The organism is Ruania alba (assembly GCF_900105765.1).
In the GTDB taxonomy this organism is placed as follows: Bacteria; Actinomycetota; Actinomycetes; order Actinomycetales; family Beutenbergiaceae; genus Ruania; species Ruania alba.
Map to the genome: position 1 here is coordinate 1,203,638 of NZ_FNTX01000002.1, position 19,704 is coordinate 1,223,341.

The following is a 19,704-nucleotide window of genomic DNA, read 5'->3' on the forward strand; positions in this document are numbered from 1 at the left end:
GCTCTCCCTGGCATCGTGCTCTTGAAAGCGCCCTCTGATACATGCCGGATGGCTATGAGTACGGGTGAAAAATGCCGCCCGGAAAGGGTGAGATGAGGGTGAGGCAGAGGGTGAGGCGGAGGGTGAGGTGCGCCGTCGGGGTTGACCGCTGCCACAGTTTCGGCAGCCGCGCGCCGCCTGGAAGACTGGACCCATGACGACCACTCGCGAACCACAGCGTGCGGACGTGCGCCGATGGCGCCGTTATCTCGCGGAGGAACGAGCGGAGGCCGCCCTCTACACACAACTCGCTGCACGGCGGGACGGTGAGGAGCGGGAGATCCTGCTCGACCTTGCCAACGCCGAGGGCCGGCACGCCGCCCACTGGGTGCAGTTGCTCGGTGACCAGATCGGCCGGGAGCGACCGCCGTCGATGCGGTCACGTCTGCTGATCGCCCTGGCCCGCCGGTTCGGCTCGGTCTTCGTGCTGGCCCTCGCCCAGCGCGCCGAGGCACGGTCCGAGTACGCCGGGGACTCGCACGCCACTCCAGCGATGGCCGCCGACGAACGCATCCACGAGGAGGTCATCCGCTCGCTCGCGATGCGCGGCCGGGCCAAGATGTCCGGCACGTTCCGGGCCGCGGTGTTCGGGATGAACGATGGGCTTGTCTCGAACCTCGCCCTCGTGATGGGTATCGGAGCCTCAGGGCTCGGCACCAGCGCTGTGCTGCTGACCGGGATCGCCGGCCTCCTTGCCGGCGCGCTCTCCATGGGAGCCGGCGAGTACGTCTCGGTCCGCTCCCAACGGGAACTGCTCGAGGCGTCCACGCCTAGCCCGCAGGCGCACGCCGCCGTCGGGGACCTGGACGTGAACGCCAACGAACTCGCCCTGGTCTACCGGGCGCGCGGGATGAGCGCCGAGGAAGCACAGGAAAAGGCGGAGCAGCGACTGGCCGACTACAACCCGACCGTTCCACCGCGCCGGATCGCGCCGCACTCGCTCGAGGAGGTCGGCTCCGCCTGGCAGGCCGCCATCTCCAGCTTCGCGTTCTTCTCCTCCGGAGCGGTGATCCCGGTGCTGCCGTACGCACTCGGGCTCACCGGTCTGACGGCGGTGCTGCTTGCGGCAGGACTGGTCGGCCTGGCATTGGTGGCCACCGGTGCCGCGGTCGGGGTTCTCTCCGGTGCTCCGCCGATGCGCCGGGCGCTGCGGCAACTGTTGATCGGGTGGGGTGCTGCCGGGGTCACCTATCTCCTCGGGCTCGCCTTCGGCACCACGGTGGGCTGACGGCGACCGGTCACCAGGCCGGGCGTCCCTGCGGTGGTGCCGGACGCCGTCAGGCGCCAGACTGGGTGTGAGGTGGTGAGAGCCACCACCGGCGATGATGCGGGAGGTCTCGATGAGGGCCGCAGTGGGAGACCGCGTGGTGATCACGTCCGCACACACGGACGTCCCGGCACGCGAAGGTGAAGTCGTCAGCGTCTCGGAGCACGGTGAACCACCGTGGCACGTGCGCTGGTCCGAGGACGAGCACGAGACGACGTACTGTCCCGGACCCGACACCTTCGTCGAGCCCAAGAAGTAGCCGGCGTCGCGACCTGAAGGGACGGCGTCAGAGGGCGCGCAGCACTGCGGAGAGCTGCGGTGCGAGGTCGAAGCCGTCCGCACCGGTGATCTCGGGTGCGGGGCTCTGTCCGCGGTACTCACCCGGCTCCACCGTGGGCATCGGCGTTCCGTGGGCGAGCACCTGCTCACCCGGAGTGAGCTGGCGGATCGCGATCGCTGCCACCCGGGTGGGGTACTCCCGGGCGAACTCCCGGTAGATCGAGGGGTCGTGCTGGCCGTCGTCGCCCACCAGGACCCAGCGCACGTGCGGAAACTCGGCGGCGAGCCTGCGCAACGCCACCCGTTTGTGCTCCTGACCGGATCGGAACCAGCCGGTGTTCGTGGGGCCCCAGTCGGTCATCAGCATCGGCCCGGCCGGGAAAGCGTGGCTGCGCAGGAACTGCACCAGCGTCGGCATGATGTTCCACGCCCCGGTAGAGAGATAGAACATCGGCGTGCCCGGGTGCTCCTGGGCGATCCGCTGATACATCTGCGCCATCCCCGGGACCACATGCCGGGCGCTCCCGTGCCGTACGAAGGTGTTCCAGAGGGCGATGAACGGTCGCGGCACGAGGGTCACCAGGGCGGTGTCGTCGATGTCGCTGACGATCCCCAGCTGGGAATCGGTGTCGATGATCCGCACCCGGGCATAGGCAGGGGCAGCGGCCTTCGCCCGGATCTCGACGCTGTGCCACCCGGCGGGCAGGTCGTGGCCATTGATCACCAGGTCCAGGTACCCGCTGCGGTCCGTGACAGTGGTGTGCTCGTACCCGCCGACGCGCACCGTCACCGGGATGAAGGAGACGGGTGCCGTGACGTAGGCACGCCAGCCACGACGCTCGATCAGGTCCAGCGCGGAGAGGCGAGCATCGTCGTCGGAGGGTTGCCGAGAGAGCACCACGCGGGCGAGCACCCGGACAACCTGCCGGTTCCCATAGCCGATGTAGTCGATCGTGCGCGGCAGCCAGCCACGGCTTCGGAGATAGGGGATCAGGCGGCGGTGGAAACCGTCCTCGAACCGGGCGGCCACGTGCGTCGCTGACATGCCCCTCAGGGTAGGGGAGATGAAGGGCCCGGGCCCGACGGATAGCCGGGGCGGTCACGAACGGGAGTGCTGGCCGCCACGAACGGGGAGTGCGGGACGTGGCCGGCGCAGGGGATGCCGGCCACGTCCCGTATGCGCCCCATTGCGCAGTTCCGAACGCGAGGCGCTCTGGAACCGACTCCATCCTGACCTACCACGCCCCGGATGGCGGTCGCGGATGCGTTACATCACTGCAACGATTCCGTCACGATTGGGTCTGCTGGGTTGCCCGATGGGCCAGCAGGACATCCTGCTGGCCGGGTAGGTGCGAGCCTGCATGGCCCAGGTTCATGGTCTCGTTCCGTCCGACTCATCCCCTGAAACGTGCCAAGATGGAGTGGTGAGCGATCGCAGGAGTCATGACGCGGGCACTCCGCCGGTGCCCGCCGGCACGACCAACAGACCGAACAGTCGTGACGTCGCGAGACATGCAGGTGTGTCGGTCGGGACGGTCTCGAACGTGTTGAACAAGCCCGAGCTCGTGGCCAGCGAGACCCGTGCGAAGGTCGAGGCCGCGATCGGTGACCTGGGCTTCGTGCGGAATCGTTCGGCCCGCCAACTTCGGATGGGGCGGAGCCAGACCGTCGGCCTGCTCGTCGGTAGCATCAGGGGGCCGTACTTTTCCGAGGTTGCCGCAGGCGTCGAGCGGCGTCTCACCGAAGCCGAGCTCAGTCTCACGCTCAGCAGCTGCGACCGCGATGCGGAGACGGAACGCCGGCTGCTCGTCCAGCTCGAGGAGCAGGGGGTTCGCGGGATTCTCCTAGCGCCGTCGAGCGACGATTTCACTGCGATGAACCAGCTCCGCAGCCGCGGGACGCCGGTGGTCTTGCTGGATCTGCCGAGTCCCTACCCGGACCAGTGCTCTGTTGCCTCCGACGACGTCAAGGGCGGCGCCATGGCAGCCGCACACCTGATCGAGATGGGGCACCGCCGGATCGGCCTGGTGACGGCGGGGGCAGCTTTCCACCAGGCGGTTGAGCGTCGTGCCGGCCTGCATCAGGCAGTCGAGGCTGCCGGCTTGGATGTCAAGACAACGGTTCGAGAGGTCACCGTCGTCACGCCCGGCGCGCAGGCGGGCGAGGCGGCCGTGCCGCAGCTCATGGCAGGCTCGAATCCCCCGACCGCTGTGATGTGCATCAACGACCTCCTCGCGCTCGGAGTGCTGCGCGGATTGCGTGCGCAGGGCCTTCAGGTACCCGACGACGTTGCTGTCGTCGGATACGACGACCTCGAGTTCTCGTCGATGCTGTCACCGTCGCTGACCTCGGTCCGTCGACCGAAGGCGGAGTTCGGTTCTCGCGCTGCCGCCCTCCTCCTGGACGAGATCGAGCACGGGCAGTCGCACCTTCATGAGCAGGTGCTCTTCACACCGGAGCTCGTCGTCCGTTCCTCGAGCGACCCGGCCCGGACGCCGTAGACCTGTGACGGAGCCGCGACGCTCGGCGCAGTTGCTGCTGGTGACGGCAGGCCGCGTCCATGGCTGGCACCAGAGATATCCGGGCGTGCTCCCGGTTCGATGACGGTGTAGGACCGAGCATCGACACCGAGAGTACGCCCCGGATCAAATCTCAACGACGACCAGCTGCTCGCCCGAGTTCACGGAGCACCCTCATCTGACTGGCACCTTCCGGCGGCAGTGGTCCGAGGTCGTCCGGGACCGTATGGTCCGGGTGGGGGTGGAAGGGCGTCAGGATGTACCGGTCCGCCTTTCCCCCGTGACGGATGAACTGGTCAATGCCGTCCAAGACGTGCTCCCGCCAGAGGTTGTTCCCGCGGTTCCCGCCGATCTCGTCGGTGCAATTGAGGCCGAACGTGATGCCCAGCTCGTCCCGTACGAAGTCCGCTTGGGCGACCATCCTCTCCCAGGTCATCTTTCCTGCTGGTCCGACGTGCTCCCTCCGGGGGCGATCGAACGGCTTGTCGAAGTGAATGAAGCTGAGCTCGTATCCGGCGTACTGGAGCTCTCTCTGGAGCCATTCAGCTCGGTGGACGCCGTCCTCCCAGTGGTCCGGTAGCGGGTCGATGATCCCGATCCGTACGTCCGGTAGCTCAGGCTTGACCTGGTGGAAGAAATCGACCACATCCTGGATGCGACGCTCCATGGGGTACCCCTTGTACCTTCCAGGGCCTGGCTTGGAGAGCACACTCTGGACAGCGATGTCCGTCGGGATGATCCCAGCTTCCTTGAACTGGCGGATGTGTCTGAGCGTCGCGCTGTACACGGGCGGGCCGTCGGGCACCTCCCCCGTTCGGTTGTACTCGCGCCACCACCAGGCGACCACCTCGGTGACGTTGAAGGCGAAGTTCGAGTTGTGATGGACCGTCGCCATCTTCTCGAGGAACGGGATGTCTCCCTCGAACTGTCCCTCATAGCTGCCCATCCGGACCATGTACGTGTCCATGACCCTGCGGGCGGCGGCAAATGAGTCGGGATCGTCGTACCGGCTGAAGAAGTCCGGCGGGATGCCCTTGCCCCAGCCCATGTTGTTCTCGCAATACCAGAGTTCCGGCAAGTCGCGCGGTCCGTGCGTGGGGTTCGCCGCGCCCGCGGGCAAAGCGGTCAAGGTGCTCGCTCCGGCGGCTCCGGCGATGGCGCCGCCGGCCACAGTGAGGGCCTGCCGTCTCGTCAGGTTCATCGCTCGTCCGTTCGATGTCGTCATGGTGGATCCTTCCCGGGCTCACCGTGGGTCCGCGATCGTGAACCGGGTGAGACCGACTTGTGGGTTCGTTGGTGTGGGGGTCTGCGTCGTGCGCGAATGCTCGGGCGCTCCGGCCGAAGGGTGATCGGGGGAGATCTGCCACCTCCGACATAGCCGCCTGTCGTGTCGTCACGGCACTCGGCAGAGCCTTGGGCTCCCCTTCGAACGACCAGTTCCTCTCCAACGAGGACGGTGCGCGACCGGAGAGGTGCCGTCACGTCCCTTGAAAGGGCGACGGGCCACCAGAGCGGGAGTGGGAGAGATGCGCGCTGGGTATTCCTCATCGTTCACAGCTCCTTCGCGATGAACTCGATGGGCGGTCGGGATGCGATCTGTCTACTGAGACGTTTCAGTCGGGGGCGAGCGCACGTGATGATGTCCGGTCACCCCTGACGTTCGAGTGCGTCGATCTTGCGTACCCGACGAACGAAGTCCTCCTCCCACATGAACTGTGCGGCGAGGAATGTGTCGCACAGCTCGCGAGCGAGGGCAATGCCGATGACACGGGCGCCTAGGCAGAGGACGTTCGCTCGGTCATGTTCGACCGCCTGGTGTGCGGAGTAGGTGTCGTGCGCGAGCGCCGCCCGGATCCCGTTGACCTTGTTGGCCGCGATCGAGACGCCCACACCGGATCCGCAGATCAGGATTCCCCGCGCCTCGGATCCGGCGCTCGCAACAACATGGGCAACGTCAGCGGCTATATCCGGGAAGTCCGTGACGACGGGAGTTGCCGGCCCGCGGTCGTCTACGGTGTAACCGCGGCGGCGAAGGTGGTCGACGAGATCACCCCGTAGCGCAAGGCCTGCGTGGTCCGAGCTGATCACCACTGTGGTCATGAAAGGCCTCCTGGATTGCCGTGTCTTCCGTGAAGGGGGTATCGGTCCCGCTGCGGCGTCACCGTGCCAGCCATCCGCCGTCCACGGGCAGCACGATCCCGTGGATATAGCGCGCGGAGTCGGATGCCAGGAACAGGGCTGCGTCGGCGATCTCGTCGGGCTCGCCCCATCGGTCTGCTGGAATGCGGCGCATGATCTCCGTGGACCGGACATCATCTTCCTTGAGCGCGGTGTTGAGTTCGGTCTCGATATAGCCGGGTGCGATCGCGTTGACATTGACGCCGAGCGGCGCCCACTCGTTGCAGAGTGCCTTGGTCAGTTGGGCGACCGCGCCCTTGGACGCGACGTATGCCGGTGCGCGGTAGCCGCCGATGAACGACGTCAGGGATGCAATGGTGATGATCTTCCCTGCGCGGCGTTCGACCATCCGCGATCCGATCGCCTGTGTCAGGTGGAAGACCGCACGCAGGTTCACCTCCAGAATTCGATCGAACTCATCGAGCGGGAAGTCTGCGCTGTCGTGCCATGCTTGCATCCCTGCGTTGTTCACCAGGATGTCGATCGGGCCCTCGTCGTTGACGTCGGACGCTAGCTGTCCGACCGACTCCCGCGACGTGAGGTCGACCTCCTTCGTCGAGATGCTTCCTCCGTTATGGATGTCGTGCCCGCCGAGATCTCCCGGTGTTCGTTGGGCGCAGGTGACGTCGGCGCCGGAGCGTGCGAACGCCAAGGCGATGCCGCGGCCGATTCCCCGGGATCCTCCCGTCACCAGCACACGTGAACCCTGAAAGTTGTATGAGGCTCCGGCTGGGCGCGCCGTGGTTGGGCGACCGCACTCATTCCCAACGGTTCGGTTGGCGGGAGTGGGCGAGGTCTCGTCCATGAGACGTCCTTCCCTCGTTGCCGACACACATCCCTGGATGTCCCGTGACTCCCCTCGACGCTGTGTCGCTCATGTGAGCGGAGTATGTGCTCGAATGGCAAGGAGCCTAGTCGACGTGTCATGAGTGCGCAACCATGGTTCCGCCGGAGTCAGTACCTCGCAAGGATCGCCTCGGCAAGGGCGCGGTCGGCGACCAGCTCGTTGACGTAGCCCGCCCGTACTGCGGCGATCGTGGCTTCTGCGCGCACTTCCCCGAAGGCGCCGGCGAGGAGCCGTGGCACCCTCGTGAGCTGGTCGAGGTGGATGCCGAGTACGCGATTGCCGATGACGTTCTCGACAGGCGCTCCGGTCTGGTCGAAGAGTCTCCCGTTGACCTCGCCGACCACGCCGTGTGCGTCGGCCTGCGTTCGGTCGCGCTCGGATGCCGACGCGTGGACGGTCGACTCGCCCGCCGTCCAAGCGCCGACCGATATCGCAGCCGTGTCGATCGAGTCGAACATCGCGGTCGCCGCTGCGATTGCCGGCTGTCCGAGGAGTGATCGGAGAGCGGCCTCGTCCGTCACGAGCAATGGGGCCGGGATGGGGAATGCGTCGCCCCCCGAAGCCCGGGCGATCCGGCGCACGAGTTCGGAGGTATCAGGCAAGTCTGTCCCGATCGCCGCGTGACCGGCGAGTTGGACCGTGGTGCACCTCGGCAGTCGCGTCAGGTGGCGCGTCATCGTGACGAGTGCGCGGCTCCAGTTCATCCCGATGACCTCGCCGGTCTGCACGGTGCTCTCGAGGACCCTCGCCATCGTGGACCCCACAAGTTCCACGGGGTCCTCCTCGTCGGGTTCGACCACCCAGGCTGCCGTGAGGCCGAGCGCTTCCCGCAGCTCACTACTCAGGCCAACGTTCACCCCATCGGCGGACCGGATGTCGATGCGGACCAGCCCTTGTTCGCGTGCGCGTTGCAGGAGTCGGGCGACCTGAAACCTGCTGATGCCATGCGTTTTGGCGATGGCCACTTTCGACTCGTCCTCGACGTAGTACGCGTGCGCTATGGCTGACATGAGCCCAGGCGACAGGTGCGGCTCGATCGCCGATGGTGCCATCGTGTGTCCTTCTGGTCGTTGGTTGCCGGGTGTGACGCCTGCAGGTAGTCTCTCAAGTGTATCACAGCAGCGCTCAGATGAGCGCTATGACGCTAGTTCACGACGTTCCCTTCGCACGCCCGCCACCTAGGTCGCGACCAACGGAAGAGTTCATGGAAGAGTCGGCACGACGACCGAATATCGTCTTTATCATCACCGACCAGCAGCGCTGGGACACGATCGCGGCTCTCGGGCACGCGCACGCGCATACTCCACACCTCGATCGCCTGGTGCGCGAGGGAACGGCGTTCTCCCACATGTACGTGACCTCTCCGTCGTGTGCACCATCCCGCGCCAGCCTCTTCACCGGCCTCTATCCGCACACGACCGGCGTGTACAAGAACGACGACGTGTGGCGGCACTCGTGGGTCGAGGAGGTCGCTGCTCAGGGGTACAGGTGCGCGAACGTCGGGAAGATGCACACCTTCCCCTATGACGCTTCCGTCGGCTTCCACGAGCGTCACGTCGTGGAGAACAAGGATCGTGGGAGCCCCGATCTCCCGTTCCTCTTCGACGACTGGGACAAGGCGCTCTGGAGCCACGGACATGTCAAGCCGGACCGCCGGACGTTGCGGAACCTCCCGGACTACGGTGACCGGCTCGGCGCATTCGACTGGGAGCTCCCCGAAGACTTGCACGTGGACAACTTCGTCGGGAACATGGCACGCCATTGGATCGATGTCTCTCCAGACATCTCCGATCAGCCGTTCTTCCTCCAGGTCGGCTTCCCCGGCCCGCACCCGCCCTACGATGCCGTACCGCGATACATCGAGAAGTACACGGACCGGGAGATCCCGGACCCGTGCAACTCCCGGCGCGACCGCGACGGTCAGCCGGACGTCCTCAAGGCACTGCGAGAGCAGCACGTCAGGAACGATCACGACTCGGTGGTCCACGACGAGGACCCGTCACCTGAACGAAGCCGTCGTCAACGTCAGCACTACCTGGCGAACATCTCGATGATCGACGCTCAGGTCGGTGGTCTGATCGAGTCGCTCGACGCGCGCGGCGTCCTCGAGGACACCGTCATCATCTTCACGTCGGACCACGGCGACGCGCTCGGGGACCATGGGCATAGCCAGAAGTGGACCATGTACGAACCGAGCGTCCGTGTGCCAGCCATCGTCTGGGGGCCGGGTCGGGTTCGAGCGGGGTACGTCGTCGACGAGCTCACCTCGTTGTTCGACCTGGGACCGACCGTCCTCGACCTCGTCGGGGCGGACACGCCGGCCTGGATGGAGGCGAGGTCCCTGCTCGGTGCTTGTACCGGAGCGGATTGGCGGGGACGCGAGTATGTCTTTGCCGAGCACGCGCGCGACGGGATCCTCACGGAGACCGCCTTAATGACCATGGTGCGTAGCTCCGACTGGAAGTTGGTCGAGTTCGTCGACTCCGACCAGGGGCAGTTGTTCGATCTTCGGAGCGACCCGATGGAGGAACAGTCGCTGTGGGACGACCCTGCCTGTTTGTCAGTCAAGGCGGAGCTTCGGCAGACGATCTCGCGCTGGCGGGCCGAGAGCGCCCTCCACACGGCAGCGGTGGGGAGAATGCCGACAGCGCTGAGTTGAGGCAGCATGCCGCGGAATGTCGAGTCATGTTGAGCGCGACCGTTGCGCTGTGCGAGGGTTGACGGCCGAGAAGGGGTGCCGTGCGGTGGCGGGAGAGCAGCTCAGCGCTGCCCTCCCGCCGTATCGAGGCGATGCCGTCCGCCTGCTCACTGCGCTGGTGGCAGTACGGTCCGCACCGTTCTAGCGACGCCGCGCCGCCCCCCGGGCGAGCTCGCGGAAGACGCGCATGTGGCTGGCGCCCTCGGGCGGGAGCGGGCCGAGATCGTCGGGCGTCGAGTGGTCCGGGTAGCGGAAGAAAGGCCACAGGATGTAGCGGTCCGCCGTCCCGCCGTGCGCGACGTAGTTCGCGAGCCCTTCCAAGGTGTATTTGCGGAAGTCGTTGTTGCTGGTGTTTCCGGCCCGTTCATCGACGCACTGGAGGCCGAAAGTGATGCCGAGTTCGTTCTGGACGAATTCGCTGGCCTCGACCATCCGGTCCCAGGTGATGACCCCCTTCGGGGTGTCGCGTTCGAGCCGGATCCGGTCGAAGGGCTTGTCCAGATGGATGAAGTCGAGCTCGTGTCCGTTGGCTCTCAGTTCATCCTGGAGCCACGTGGACTCGACCTTCAGCGGCCAGGGGTCGATGATGCCGATGCGCACGTCGGGGAACTCGGGCTTGACCTGGTCGTAGAACTCGACGACGTCCTGGATGCGCCGCTCCACGCTATAGCCCTTGAACCGTCCCGGCCCGGGCTTGGTGAGCACGCTCTGCAACATGATGTCGCCCAGGTTGAACCCGGCCGATCGAACCTGGCGCAAGTTGTTGATCGTGGCGGAGTAGTCCGGCGGACCGTCAGGGATCTCTCCCGTGTCACGGTACTTGTGCCACCACCAGGTGGTTGCCTGGGTCACATTGAACGAGAAGTTCGATTGCGAATGGGCGGCCACCATCTTGTCGAGGAGTTCGGGCGAGTACTTGACCTCGTCGGCGTAGTTGTCCCCGGCGCCGAGCTGGCTGAAGCAGAACGTGTGCATGGCTCGGCGTGCGTGCTGCCAGGTGTCGAGGGCGTCGTACCTGCTGACGAGGTCCGGCGGCATACCGTTGCCACCGAGGCCAAGGTTGTTGTCCTGATACCAGAATTCAGGCACACGGTCGGACGCGTCGGATCCCGCCGACGCCGCTGCGGCGGCCGCTGGTGCGCCGATCGCTCCTGCGATTGAGGCGCCCGCGGCGGAGGTCAGCACCTGGCGACGGGTGAAGTGGTTCCTGGTCGTGCTGCTCATGGTGAATCCTCTCGATTGGTCACGGGTAGCGTCGGGCGGGCACTCCGCGGGCGAGCTCGCGGAAGATTCTCATCTGGCTCGCGCCCTCGGGTGGGAGCGCACCGAGATCGTCGGGGGTCGAGTGCTCGGGGTGCGGAAAGAAGGGCCACAGGATGTAGCGGTCTGCTGTCCCGCCGTGCGCGACGTAGTTCGCGAGCCCTTCCAACGTGTGCTTGCGGAAGTCGTTGCTGCTGGTCTTGCCCGCCTGTTCGTCGACGCACTGGAGCCCGAAGGTGAGGCCTAACTCGTTCTTGACGAACTCACCGACCTCGACCATCCGGTCCCAGGTGATGACACCATGCGGGGTGTTGCGTTCGAGACGGACTCGGTCGAAGGGCTTGTCGAAATGGATGAAGTCGAGTTCGTGCCCGTTGGACCGAAGCTCGTCCTTCAGAAACCGGTAGGCGTCTTGCCACGGAAACTGCCCTGGCAGGGGGTCGATGATCCCGATGCGCACGTCGGGGAACTCTGGTCTGACTTGGTCGTAGAACTCGACGACGTCCCGGATGCGACGCTCCATGCTGTAGCCCAGGAACCGACCAGGCCCCGGCTTCGCCAGGACGCTCTGCAGAATGACGTCCGTGATGGTGAACCCGGTCGAGCGGAGCTGACGCAGGTGGTTGATCGTCGTGGTGTAGTCGGGCGGTCCCTCGGGAACTTCGCCGGTCTCGTTATAGTGCGGCCACCACCAGGCCACTGCTTGGGTCACGTTGTAGCAGAAGTTCATTCCGGCGTGGGCGGCCGCCATCTTCTCGAGGAACGCGGGCCGCTCCGAAAGCCCCTGCCTGACGAAGGTGCCCTGTTCGAGCGCGAAGGTATGCATCTGTGCGCGTGCGAGTGCCCATGAGTCGAGGTCGTCGTACCTGCTGAAGAAGTCGGTGGGGACCCCTCTGCCGCCCAACCCCAGATTGTTGTCCTGATACCAGAACTCGGGTACGCGTTCGGACGCTTCCGCAGCGCTGTGATCCGTGGCAGTCGCCGCGGACGCGGTGGCGATGCTCGCGCCCGCGATCGAGATACCTGCTGCGGAGGTCAGTACCTGCCGCCTGGTCATCGCGGGATCGTTCGGATTGTGCATGGTGCTTACCTTCCATCTGTGTCGCCGTTGAATCACTCGTGGAATCGGTGCGTGGTTATCGACTAGGTACGTGTTCGTGGTGGACGCCTGAAGGGAAGTCCGGGAAACCGGCGACGCCGCGCGACCGGTCGAACTGGTAGACCCGCTGTCGTTCCCACGTCTCGTAGGGCTGCGTCCATAGCCGTGTGGGTTGGCCTGCCGCCATGACGAGGGCATCCTTGCGCCCCTCGGCGAGGAGCTCGGTGACGAGCGCCTCGGTCAGCTCCTCGACCACCTGCGGGTGGCTGTCCTGGACAGGACGGAGCTCGTGCGGATCGGCATCGACGTCGAAGAGCAGCCGATGCCCGCCGTTCGCGAGGAAGATCAGCTTCCACTGGTCCTGGCGGATCATCGCCTTGAACTTTTTCGTGCGGGGCCGGCCGTGGAAACCGAAGAGACGCCGTCGTGGTTCGACGTCGCCGGACAGCATCCCGAGGACGTCGTGGCCCTGCCGCAGGTCGGGCCATCCGGTCGCGCCGGTGCAGATACCGAACAGGTCGGTCAAGGACACGAGGTCGTCGCTCTCCTGGTCGGCTGGAATAACGCTCGGCCAGCTCAGCAGGAACGGGATCCGGGTCGAGGCCTCGAAGAAGCTCTCCTTCTGCCACGCGGTGTGGTCGCCGAGCAGGTCGCCGTGATCGGAGACGAAGCAGATGAGCACGTTCTCCGGGTCGTCGAGCCGATCGACCGCGTCGAGGATCCGGCCGAGGCAGCTGTCGATGTAACTGATCTCGCCGTAGTATCGGGCCTTCAGTGCCCGTGCCCGGTCGTCGTCGACGTTCTCCGCGAACGTCATCGCGTTCATCCAGGGGAGCTGCTGATCGAGATGATCGACCTCCAGGTCGCCGGTGACGGGGAGCGGCATCCGGTCTGGGTCGTACATGCGATGGAACGGCATCGGCGGAGCGAACGGTGGATGCGGGCCGATGAAGGAGACGAAGCCGAAGAATGGACGACCGTCGTCCATGGCGATCTGTTCCACTGCACGGTCGGCCGCCCATGCTTCGACGGTCAGGTCTGCGGGCAGCGGGCTCATCTGGGGCATGTAGTACATCTCGGTTCGCTCGCCCATGAGGCCTTCGACCCAGTCGTACTCGGGATGTTCCGAGGCGATCCACGCCGCGTACGCGTCTCCGGCCCGCTGCGCCGGCGTGTCGTACAGCTCCTCGCTGTGGAGCTGGACCGTGTAGCCGACATCGGCGTCCCATGGATAGGTGTGGAACTTGCCGATACCGAACGTCCGGTATCCGCGTTCCTTCATCGCACCGGCGAGATAGGGGCCGGCCTCATCTCGGATCTCCTCGTGCCGACCTGGCGGCACGAGGTTGTCCCAGATGTCGGTGCGGGTGGGTTCCCAGCCGGTACGCATGGTGTACCGGGCAGGCACGCAGACCGGACACGTCGAGTATCCGCGGTGGAAGACGGTGCCACGCCTCGCGAGCCGATCCAAGTTGGGTGTGTGGATGCTGTCGTTCCCCAGGCACGCCAACGTGTCGAAGCGCTGCTGATCTGTCGAGATGAGCAGGACGTCGGGGCGACGTGCGTCCTTCTGCCCCTTTCCGGAGTCTTCGCTCATGAGGGATGCCCGCCTGCGTCGTCCTCGGCCTGGGGGAGCTCGAGACCGCGCAACCACCAGTCGCTACCGGTCTCGAGGTCGGAGACCAGCTGGGGCAGCATCAGTCCCCAACTGCCGATGCCCAGAGCTGCGAGGCCACTCCCGGTCTCGGCATCGAAGTTCTCGAAGTAGGCGCCGTGCTCCTCGAGGGAAGCCGCGTGCAACGTCATGATCCGCGCCGCGACCTCGCGCGCTTCATCGAAGTAGCCGTAGCGGCGCAGGTACTGGACGGCGAAGTAGTTGTGGAGCGCCCACACGGGGCCTTGCCAGTTCGAGCACGTTGCGGTGTCGATCGCGGGACCTTGCATCGCGTGATGTCCGATCGGCATGGCGATCCCGTTGTGCGCATTGTTGTAGTGCCGCGAGGACCTACTCAGCGACCGGATGCCGTAGTCGCTCCACATGTGTTCGGCGGAGAGAACGTACCGGTCGATGATTCGCCGAGCGCGGGTATCCGGGACGATGCCGAGCCAGAGCGGCCACAGGTTGGACGCATGCGCGGCACTGATGTGCTGAGAGGGCGACTGCCGCAGCGGCGGAATGTAGAGGCTGTAGTAGAACGCGTCCTCCTCGTTCCAGAGCAGCCTGTTGATGCTCGCTGCAAGGCGCCTCGCGTATGCGGTGTGGCGCGATGCCCGGCGTTCGTCGCCGACTCGCGTAGCCAGCCAGGCGAACGCGGTGTGCTCGTAGACCATCTGGGCATTGAGGTCAACGGCTTCGACGACGTTCGGCTCCCAGGCCCAGTTCGCCGTCGCGTTGTCGCCGAAGCCTTCGTCGATGTGCAGCCACGTGAGGAGGCCCTCGCGTCCCATGTTGTGGGAGTGCCGGTACAGCAGGTAGGCCTCGAGCTGCTCGAAGCCCTCAGGCCCGAGCCACGTGACGTCGTCGGTCTCGCGCGAGAGCACGAAGCAACCCGCGGCGAGGAACGGGCGGATCTGGTACGGCGGAGCGCTGTACCGGTCCTTCCCGATCCGCCGCTGGCCCTTGCCGTCGGGGCCGATGTGCTCGAGCAGGTTGAGGAGGCTGTTGCGGAGCGGCTCGGCGTCTCCGTCGATCAGGTACGCCGCGCCCGCCCAGATCGCGTCCCAGTCCGTGAGGTCCGGGTAGGTCTGTCCAGTCCCTGCGGACAAGTACGGTCGCGTCAGCATGCCGGCTGCTGGCCGTAGCAAGCCACTCTTGATCTCGGAGCGGTACGCATGGATCCGGTCGGCGTCTGACTGGAGCTTCGTCGGCTGGTCGGGAGCGTCGGGCATCGAAAACCTCGTTCTTGGGTCAGGGACTGCAGGCGCGAGCGGACGGTGACTCTCGGCGTCCGCCCGCGCCGGGCGGAGCGGCGAGCAGGTTCAGCTACTCGCGGAAGTACTGGCAGGGATTGGTGCTTGCCGGATTCGGGTATGCCCCGGTCACCAGGTTCTCGGGGACGTTGTGGAAGTCGTTCTTGACGATCCCGAATGCGTCGGCCCACAGGGAGATGCCGATCGTGTAGAACTCCTCCTTGGCGATCTGCAGGATCTCCGTGAGGATTTCTTTCTGCCGATCGGCATCGGCGACGGTGGTGAGCTCGTCGTACAGCTCCATCTGCCGCTTGACTGGTTCGATCGGCTCCTCGCCCGCCTCGCCCCGGCTGGTGTACCACTGCATCCACGGGAGGGCGTACCTGCTGAACGGGCCGAAGGGGAAGTACATGCTCGGTTCGACCAGAGCATTCAGCCCGCCGGTGGCGAAGTGGACAGCAGCATCGTGCTGATTGCCGTTCAGCCGCTCGGTGTAGAGCGACGGGTCCTCGGACTTGATGGTGATCTCGATGCCGACGGCCTGCCAGTCGTCTTTGACGAACTGCATCGAGTCGACGTCGGGCGTTCGCTGGACCATGGCCTCGACCTCGAAGGAGATCGGGTTTCCGTCGGGCCCGAGGCGGATCCCGTTCCCGTTCGTCTCGGTGTAGCCGGCCCGATCGAGGAACTCGTTGGCGAGGTCGACGTCGTACTCGGTGTACTGGTGAGCCATTTCCTCGTCGTAGAACTCCGACGACGGCCGAGGCGACGCCTGGTAGGGCTCGCCCTGGCGGGCATAGACGGCGTCGATGATCGCCTGGCGGTTGATCGCATGGGAGAGCCCGATGCGGAAATCCTTGTTCTGGAAGATCTCCCGCTTGACCGCGTCTTGGTGGGCGAGGTTGAGCTGGATGACGGGCGCTACCGAGTGCGATCGCTCGATACTGATGAAGTCGTAGTTGCCATCCTCGCGGTTCTCGGCGAACAAGGGCTTGTTGGTCGACTGGCCGATGTTCGGGAAATGGAAGTCGAGTTCTCCGTTGATCGCATTGAGCGTGAGGGCCTCGACGTCGGAGTAGACCGGGAAGTTGACCGTGTCGATGTAGGGCAGCTGGCTCCCCTCGGGGTCGACCTTCCAGTAGTACGGGTTCCGAGTGGCGACGAACTCCTGGACGTCCTCGTTCAGGCCGTGGTCGAGGACCCACGCGGAGAGCGTCGGCAGTTCCGGGTTGTTGTACCGCGTATCGAAGGTTCCTCCCTTCGCGGCGAATAGCTCGACCCAGCTACTGGCGCCCTCCTCGGCGATCAGGGCGTCGATGTCGTCGGCGTAGTCCGGGTGGAACTGGGAGAGGTAGTGCTTCGGGGACCGAGTGATCTGATCGCCCTCCTGGGCCATCTTCGACAGGAAGAGGCCGTTCGGTTGCGCGAAGGTGAACGTGACCGTGTAGTCGTCGAGCTTCTCCACCACCACGGGTTCACCGGCCGAGGTGAGCCACGATGTCTTGGCCGGGTAGAGGTCGTCGTTGAGGAAGACGGCCTCGTACCAGAACATGATGTCGTCGGCGGTCAACGGCTCGCCGTCGGACCACCGCATCCCCTCGCGCAGGGTGAACGTGTACTGCGTGCTGTCGTCGCTGTACTCGAACGACTCCGCCACGTTGGCGACCACGCCCTGTGCGGTCATGTCTGTGGTGTTCGGCTGGAACGTGACCAGGTACTCGCCGCCGATGGTGAAGTCCACCCAGGCACCGCTGTTGGCGGCGCCGAGCATCGCCGTGCGCCACGACCCGCCGTAGATCCCTACGCGATCGACCGGTTCGACGACCGACGGAGCGGACGGAAGGCGTTCCTCGACCGGGGGAAGGTCGCCTGCCTCCACCCGGGCGGCGAGGTCGGGCGCCTCGGCTCCCTTCTCAGCCGAGGTGCCGTTCCCGCCGTCACCCCCCTCGTCCAAGAGGTCGCAGCCGCTGACGAGGAAGGAGGTGGCAAGCGCCCCACCTCCCAGTACGAGGAAGTTCCGGCGCGGCATGTTCTGCAGTGTGCTGTCTCGCATCGTGTCTCAGCTCCTTTGCTCTCGACTCGGCCTGCGCGGCGTTGCCTCGGCCGTCGGGCAGACGGCCACGTCTGGCATCGGATCCGGTCGGGTCCGATGTGCAACGTGAGGAGATTCCGCGTCGCGGCGACGGATTGTCGTCCAATACGTTTCAATGCATCGGCAATCCTTCAGTGGTCGCGATCCAGGATGTTTGGCGGATTCCGGCCACTTATCGCCACTGGCGTGGCTCGCGTTGCGGTGCTCATGCTTGCCCAGCTGCATGCATAGTGTCAAGAGTAGTCTGATACGATTCAATCGGCAAGCCGCGGAGATGCGGTGTGCACGTTGGAGGTGAGGGTCGATGATGATGCGGTCGCTGGCCGGCTGTGTGATGGCCACGCCGGCCCGGACGGAAGGTGTGACTCCGTGTTGAGCTTTTTGGGTCGGCGGGTGCTGTACATGGTGCCGACTCTGTTCCTGATCTCGATCGCGGCGTTCGTGATCATCCAGTTGCCGCCCGGCGACTATGCGACGTCGTACGTGGCGCGTTTGGAGGCTGAGGGGCAGAGTGTCGACACGGCGCAGCTGGAGGCGCTGCAAAGTCGGTACGGTCTCGGTGATCCGATGCTGGCGCAGTACTGGAAGTGGATCTCGGGGATCGTGTTCCATCTGGACTTCGGCTACTCGTTCGAGTACGCGGCGCCGGTGGGGGGCCTGTTGGCGGATCGCCTGCCGTTGACGGTCCTCTTGTCGTTGTCGACGTTGCTGTTCACGTGGGCGGTGGCATTGCCGATCGGGGTGTACTCGGCGTTGAAGCAGTACTCGGTGGGTGACTACATCGTCACGACTATCGGCTTCTTGGGGTTGGCGACACCGAACTTCCTGCTCGCTCTGATCATGATGTGGCTGGCGTTCTCGACGTTCGGGTTGAGCGTGGGGACGAACAACCTGCCCACACTCATCATCGCGATCATCGTGCTCGGCACTGCCGGGACGGCAGGGTTGATCCGGATCCTTCGGGCGAACTTGTTGGACGAGCTGCGCAAGCCCTATGTGGTGGCGGCCCGGGCGCAGGGCATGGCCGAAGGCCCATTGTTGTTGCGCTACCCGCTGCGCGTGGCGCTGAACCCGTTCATCTCCACCATTGGGTGGTTGCTGCCCGGGATCATCGGCGGTGAGGTCATCGTGGCGCAGGTCGCCAACCTGAGCACCATCGGCCCGCTGTTGCTGGGTGCGTTGCGCAGTCAGGACATGTATCTGGCCGGGTCGATCATCCTGATCACCGCGGTGCTCACGGTGATCGGGACGCTGCTCTCGGACCTGGCGTTGGCCTGGGCTGATCCGAGGGTGCGGCTACGCACGGTGGGAGGTGGCGCATGAACGCGCAGGTCAGTATGCAGACACCAGGGATCGACTCCCAGGGCGAGCCCGGCGGGGTACCCACCGACACCGGAACGCGCCGGGGCCGCAAGGGGGCCGGCGCAGCGAAGGCGTCGCAGTGGCGCCTGATCGCGCGGCGGTTCCGCAAACATCGGCTGGCGATGATCGGCCTGATCATGACGCTGTTCCTGTACGTCGTTGCGGCGTTCGCGGCGTTCATCGCGCCGTATGGCAGCGGAGACCTGAATGCGGAGTTCACGTACGCGCCGCCGACTCCATTGCAGGTGGTGGATACCTCCGGCGACGGGTGGGACTGGGGCCTGTATTACCACGGCTACTCGGTCGAGCAGGACCCGGAGACGCTGGCGTTGGCGTTCACGGTGGACGAGTCGGTGAAGGTTCCGGTGGAACTCTTCGCCGAAGGACCGGAGTATCGGTTCTGGGGGTTGTTCACCACGAATGTGCATCTGATCGGGCCGGCCGATCCGGACACAGCCCACCCGATGTACCTGTGGGGCGCGGACCGGTTGGGGCATGACCTGTTCTCCCGGGTGGTGCTGGGTACGCAGATCTCGATGTCGGTGGGCCTGGTCGGTGTGTCGTTGGCGTTCGTGCTTGGGATCACCCTCGGCGGGTTGTCCGGCTACTTCGGTGGCCGGGTCGACACGCTGATCCAGCGCATCATCGAGACGTTCATGGCGATCCCGACGCTGCCGTTGTGGCTCGGCCTAGCGGCCGCGGTCCCGCGGGATTGGGGCCCGGTACAGCAGTATCTGGCCATCACGGTGGTGCTCTCGTTGGTGGGCTGGACCGGGTTGGCCCGTGAAGTCCGGGGCCGGTTTCTCTCGCTGCGTGAGGAGGATTTCGTCACGGCGGCGAAGCTGGACGGTGCGGGGAAGCCCACGATCATCTTCTCCCACATGCTGCCGTCGTTCACCTCGCACCTGATCGCGACGCTGACGCTGTCGATCCCGGCGATGATCTTGGCCGAGACTGCGCTCTCCTTCCTCGGTATCGGCCTCCAGCCGCCGACGGTCTCCTGGGGCGTGCTGTTGCAGGAGGCGCAGAACCTGCGGGCGATCGCCACCGCGCCGTGGTTGATGCTGCCCGGCGCTGCCGTGGTCGTGGCCGTCCTGTCCCTGAACTTCCTCGGCGACGGACTGCGGGACAGCGCCGACCCGTACCGATGATGG

The 19,704-nt window shown here is 65.6% G+C and carries 17 protein-coding genes; 7 read left to right on the forward strand and 10 right to left on the reverse strand.

Annotation, left to right across the window (positions count from 1 at the left end):
- Positions 1–193 precede the first annotated feature (193 nt).
- Complete coding sequence (locus BLU77_RS15885; RefSeq protein WP_089774035.1) at positions 194–1,267, forward strand: VIT1/CCC1 transporter family protein; 1,074 nt, start codon at positions 194–196, stop codon at positions 1,265–1,267.
- A 112-nt stretch (positions 1,268–1,379) separates the two neighbouring features.
- Complete coding sequence (locus tag BLU77_RS15890; RefSeq protein WP_089775899.1) at positions 1,380–1,565, forward strand: DUF1918 domain-containing protein; 186 nt, start codon at positions 1,380–1,382, stop codon at positions 1,563–1,565.
- 27 nt (positions 1,566–1,592) lie between these two features.
- Here BLU77_RS15890 and BLU77_RS15895 read toward each other — a convergent pair whose 3' ends face one another.
- Positions 1,593–2,630, reverse strand: a complete 1,038-nt coding sequence (locus BLU77_RS15895; RefSeq protein WP_089774036.1) for an App1 family protein phosphatidate phosphatase — start codon at positions 2,628–2,630, stop codon at positions 1,593–1,595.
- Positions 2,631–3,048: 418 nt separating this feature from the next.
- Here BLU77_RS15895 and BLU77_RS15900 point away from each other — a divergent pair, with 418 nt between their 5' ends.
- Complete coding sequence (locus BLU77_RS15900) at positions 3,049–4,086, forward strand: LacI family DNA-binding transcriptional regulator (protein ID WP_281242123.1); 1,038 nt, start codon at positions 3,049–3,051, stop codon at positions 4,084–4,086.
- Positions 4,087–4,237: 151 nt separating this feature from the next.
- On the opposite strand, the gene BLU77_RS15905 is transcribed toward BLU77_RS15900, so the two are convergent.
- The 4 genes from BLU77_RS15905 to BLU77_RS15920 form a co-directional block, all read right to left on the reverse strand.
- On the reverse strand, positions 4,238–5,329 hold the full coding sequence (locus BLU77_RS15905; RefSeq protein WP_089774038.1) for a hypothetical protein: 1,092 nt from the start codon (positions 5,327–5,329) through the stop codon (positions 4,238–4,240).
- Between the two features lie 422 nt (positions 5,330–5,751).
- The gene (locus BLU77_RS15910; RefSeq protein WP_089774039.1) at positions 5,752–6,204 is read right to left on the reverse strand and encodes an RpiB/LacA/LacB family sugar-phosphate isomerase; all 453 of its coding nucleotides are present in this window, start codon (positions 6,202–6,204) and stop codon (positions 5,752–5,754) included.
- Positions 6,205–6,262: 58 nt separating this feature from the next.
- On the reverse strand, positions 6,263–7,087 hold the full coding sequence (locus BLU77_RS15915; protein WP_089774040.1) for an SDR family oxidoreductase: 825 nt from the start codon (positions 7,085–7,087) through the stop codon (positions 6,263–6,265).
- A gap of 149 nt (positions 7,088–7,236) precedes the next feature.
- Positions 7,237–8,139: a sugar-binding transcriptional regulator gene (locus BLU77_RS15920; protein WP_175477151.1), complete on the reverse strand. Its 903-nt coding sequence runs from the start codon at positions 8,137–8,139 to the stop codon at positions 7,237–7,239.
- Positions 8,140–8,333: 194 nt separating this feature from the next.
- On the opposite strand from BLU77_RS15920, the gene BLU77_RS15925 reads away from it, so the two are divergent.
- Complete coding sequence (locus tag BLU77_RS15925) at positions 8,334–9,788, forward strand: sulfatase family protein (protein ID WP_089774042.1); 1,455 nt, start codon at positions 8,334–8,336, stop codon at positions 9,786–9,788.
- Positions 9,789–9,837: 49 nt separating this feature from the next.
- Positions 9,838–9,972, forward strand: a complete 135-nt coding sequence (locus BLU77_RS22955; protein ID WP_281242113.1) for a hypothetical protein — start codon at positions 9,838–9,840, stop codon at positions 9,970–9,972.
- Here BLU77_RS22955 and BLU77_RS15930 read toward each other — a convergent pair.
- From BLU77_RS15930 to BLU77_RS15950, 5 genes are all read right to left on the reverse strand, one after another.
- Positions 9,969–11,012 (reverse strand): hypothetical protein, encoded by a 1,044-nt coding sequence (locus tag BLU77_RS15930; protein WP_139177801.1) that lies wholly within the window; start codon positions 11,010–11,012, stop codon positions 9,969–9,971. The two genes, BLU77_RS22955 and BLU77_RS15930, sit on opposite strands and share 4 nt — an antisense overlap.
- A gap of 58 nt (positions 11,013–11,070) precedes the next feature.
- On the reverse strand, positions 11,071–12,144 hold the full coding sequence (locus tag BLU77_RS15935) for a hypothetical protein (RefSeq protein WP_139177802.1): 1,074 nt from the start codon (positions 12,142–12,144) through the stop codon (positions 11,071–11,073).
- 79 nt (positions 12,145–12,223) lie between these two features.
- On the reverse strand, positions 12,224–13,783 hold the full coding sequence (locus BLU77_RS15940; protein WP_089774045.1) for a sulfatase family protein: 1,560 nt from the start codon (positions 13,781–13,783) through the stop codon (positions 12,224–12,226).
- Entirely contained in the window at positions 13,780–15,075 is a 1,296-nt protein-coding gene (locus BLU77_RS15945) for an MGH1-like glycoside hydrolase domain-containing protein (RefSeq protein WP_089774046.1), read from the reverse strand. The genes BLU77_RS15940 and BLU77_RS15945 overlap by 4 nt, the downstream gene beginning before the upstream one ends.
- 94 nt (positions 15,076–15,169) lie before the next feature.
- Positions 15,170–17,149: an ABC transporter substrate-binding protein gene (locus tag BLU77_RS15950; RefSeq protein ID WP_089774047.1), complete on the reverse strand. Its 1,980-nt coding sequence runs from the start codon at positions 17,147–17,149 to the stop codon at positions 15,170–15,172.
- A 408-nt stretch (positions 17,150–17,557) separates the two neighbouring features.
- On the opposite strand from BLU77_RS15950, the gene BLU77_RS15955 reads away from it, so the two are divergent.
- The gene (locus BLU77_RS15955) at positions 17,558–18,511 is read left to right on the forward strand and encodes an ABC transporter permease (protein ID WP_089774048.1); all 954 of its coding nucleotides are present in this window, start codon (positions 17,558–17,560) and stop codon (positions 18,509–18,511) included.
- Complete coding sequence (locus BLU77_RS15960; RefSeq protein WP_217632477.1) at positions 18,508–19,701, forward strand: ABC transporter permease; 1,194 nt, start codon at positions 18,508–18,510, stop codon at positions 19,699–19,701. Before BLU77_RS15955 ends, BLU77_RS15960 begins: the two co-directional genes overlap by 4 nt.
- Positions 19,702–19,704 lie beyond the last annotated feature (3 nt).

Coding starts and splice junctions, on each gene's coding strand:
- BLU77_RS15885 (WP_089774035.1), top strand. CDS start 194: ATGACGACCACTCGCGAACCACAGCGTGCGGACGTGCGCCGATGGCGC.
- BLU77_RS15890 (WP_089775899.1), top strand. CDS start 1,380: ATGAGGGCCGCAGTGGGAGACCGCGTGGTGATCACGTCCGCACACACG.
- BLU77_RS15895 (WP_089774036.1), bottom strand. CDS start 2,630: ATGTCAGCGACGCACGTGGCCGCCCGGTTCGAGGACGGTTTCCACCGC.
- BLU77_RS15905 (WP_089774038.1), bottom strand. CDS start 5,329: ATGACGACATCGAACGGACGAGCGATGAACCTGACGAGACGGCAGGCC.
- BLU77_RS15910 (WP_089774039.1), bottom strand. CDS start 6,204: ATGACCACAGTGGTGATCAGCTCGGACCACGCAGGCCTTGCGCTACGG.
- BLU77_RS15915 (WP_089774040.1), bottom strand. CDS start 7,087: ATGGACGAGACCTCGCCCACTCCCGCCAACCGAACCGTTGGGAATGAG.
- BLU77_RS15920 (WP_175477151.1), bottom strand. CDS start 8,139: ATGTCAGCCATAGCGCACGCGTACTACGTCGAGGACGAGTCGAAAGTG.
- BLU77_RS15925 (WP_089774042.1), top strand. CDS start 8,334: ATGGAAGAGTCGGCACGACGACCGAATATCGTCTTTATCATCACCGAC.
- BLU77_RS15935 (WP_139177802.1), bottom strand. CDS start 12,144: ATGACCAGGCGGCAGGTACTGACCTCCGCAGCAGGTATCTCGATCGCG.
- BLU77_RS15940 (WP_089774045.1), bottom strand. CDS start 13,783: ATGAGCGAAGACTCCGGAAAGGGGCAGAAGGACGCACGTCGCCCCGAC.
- BLU77_RS15945 (WP_089774046.1), bottom strand. CDS start 15,075: ATGCCCGACGCTCCCGACCAGCCGACGAAGCTCCAGTCAGACGCCGAC.
- BLU77_RS15950 (WP_089774047.1), bottom strand. CDS start 17,149: ATGCGAGACAGCACACTGCAGAACATGCCGCGCCGGAACTTCCTCGTA.
- BLU77_RS15960 (WP_217632477.1), top strand. CDS start 18,508: ATGAACGCGCAGGTCAGTATGCAGACACCAGGGATCGACTCCCAGGGC.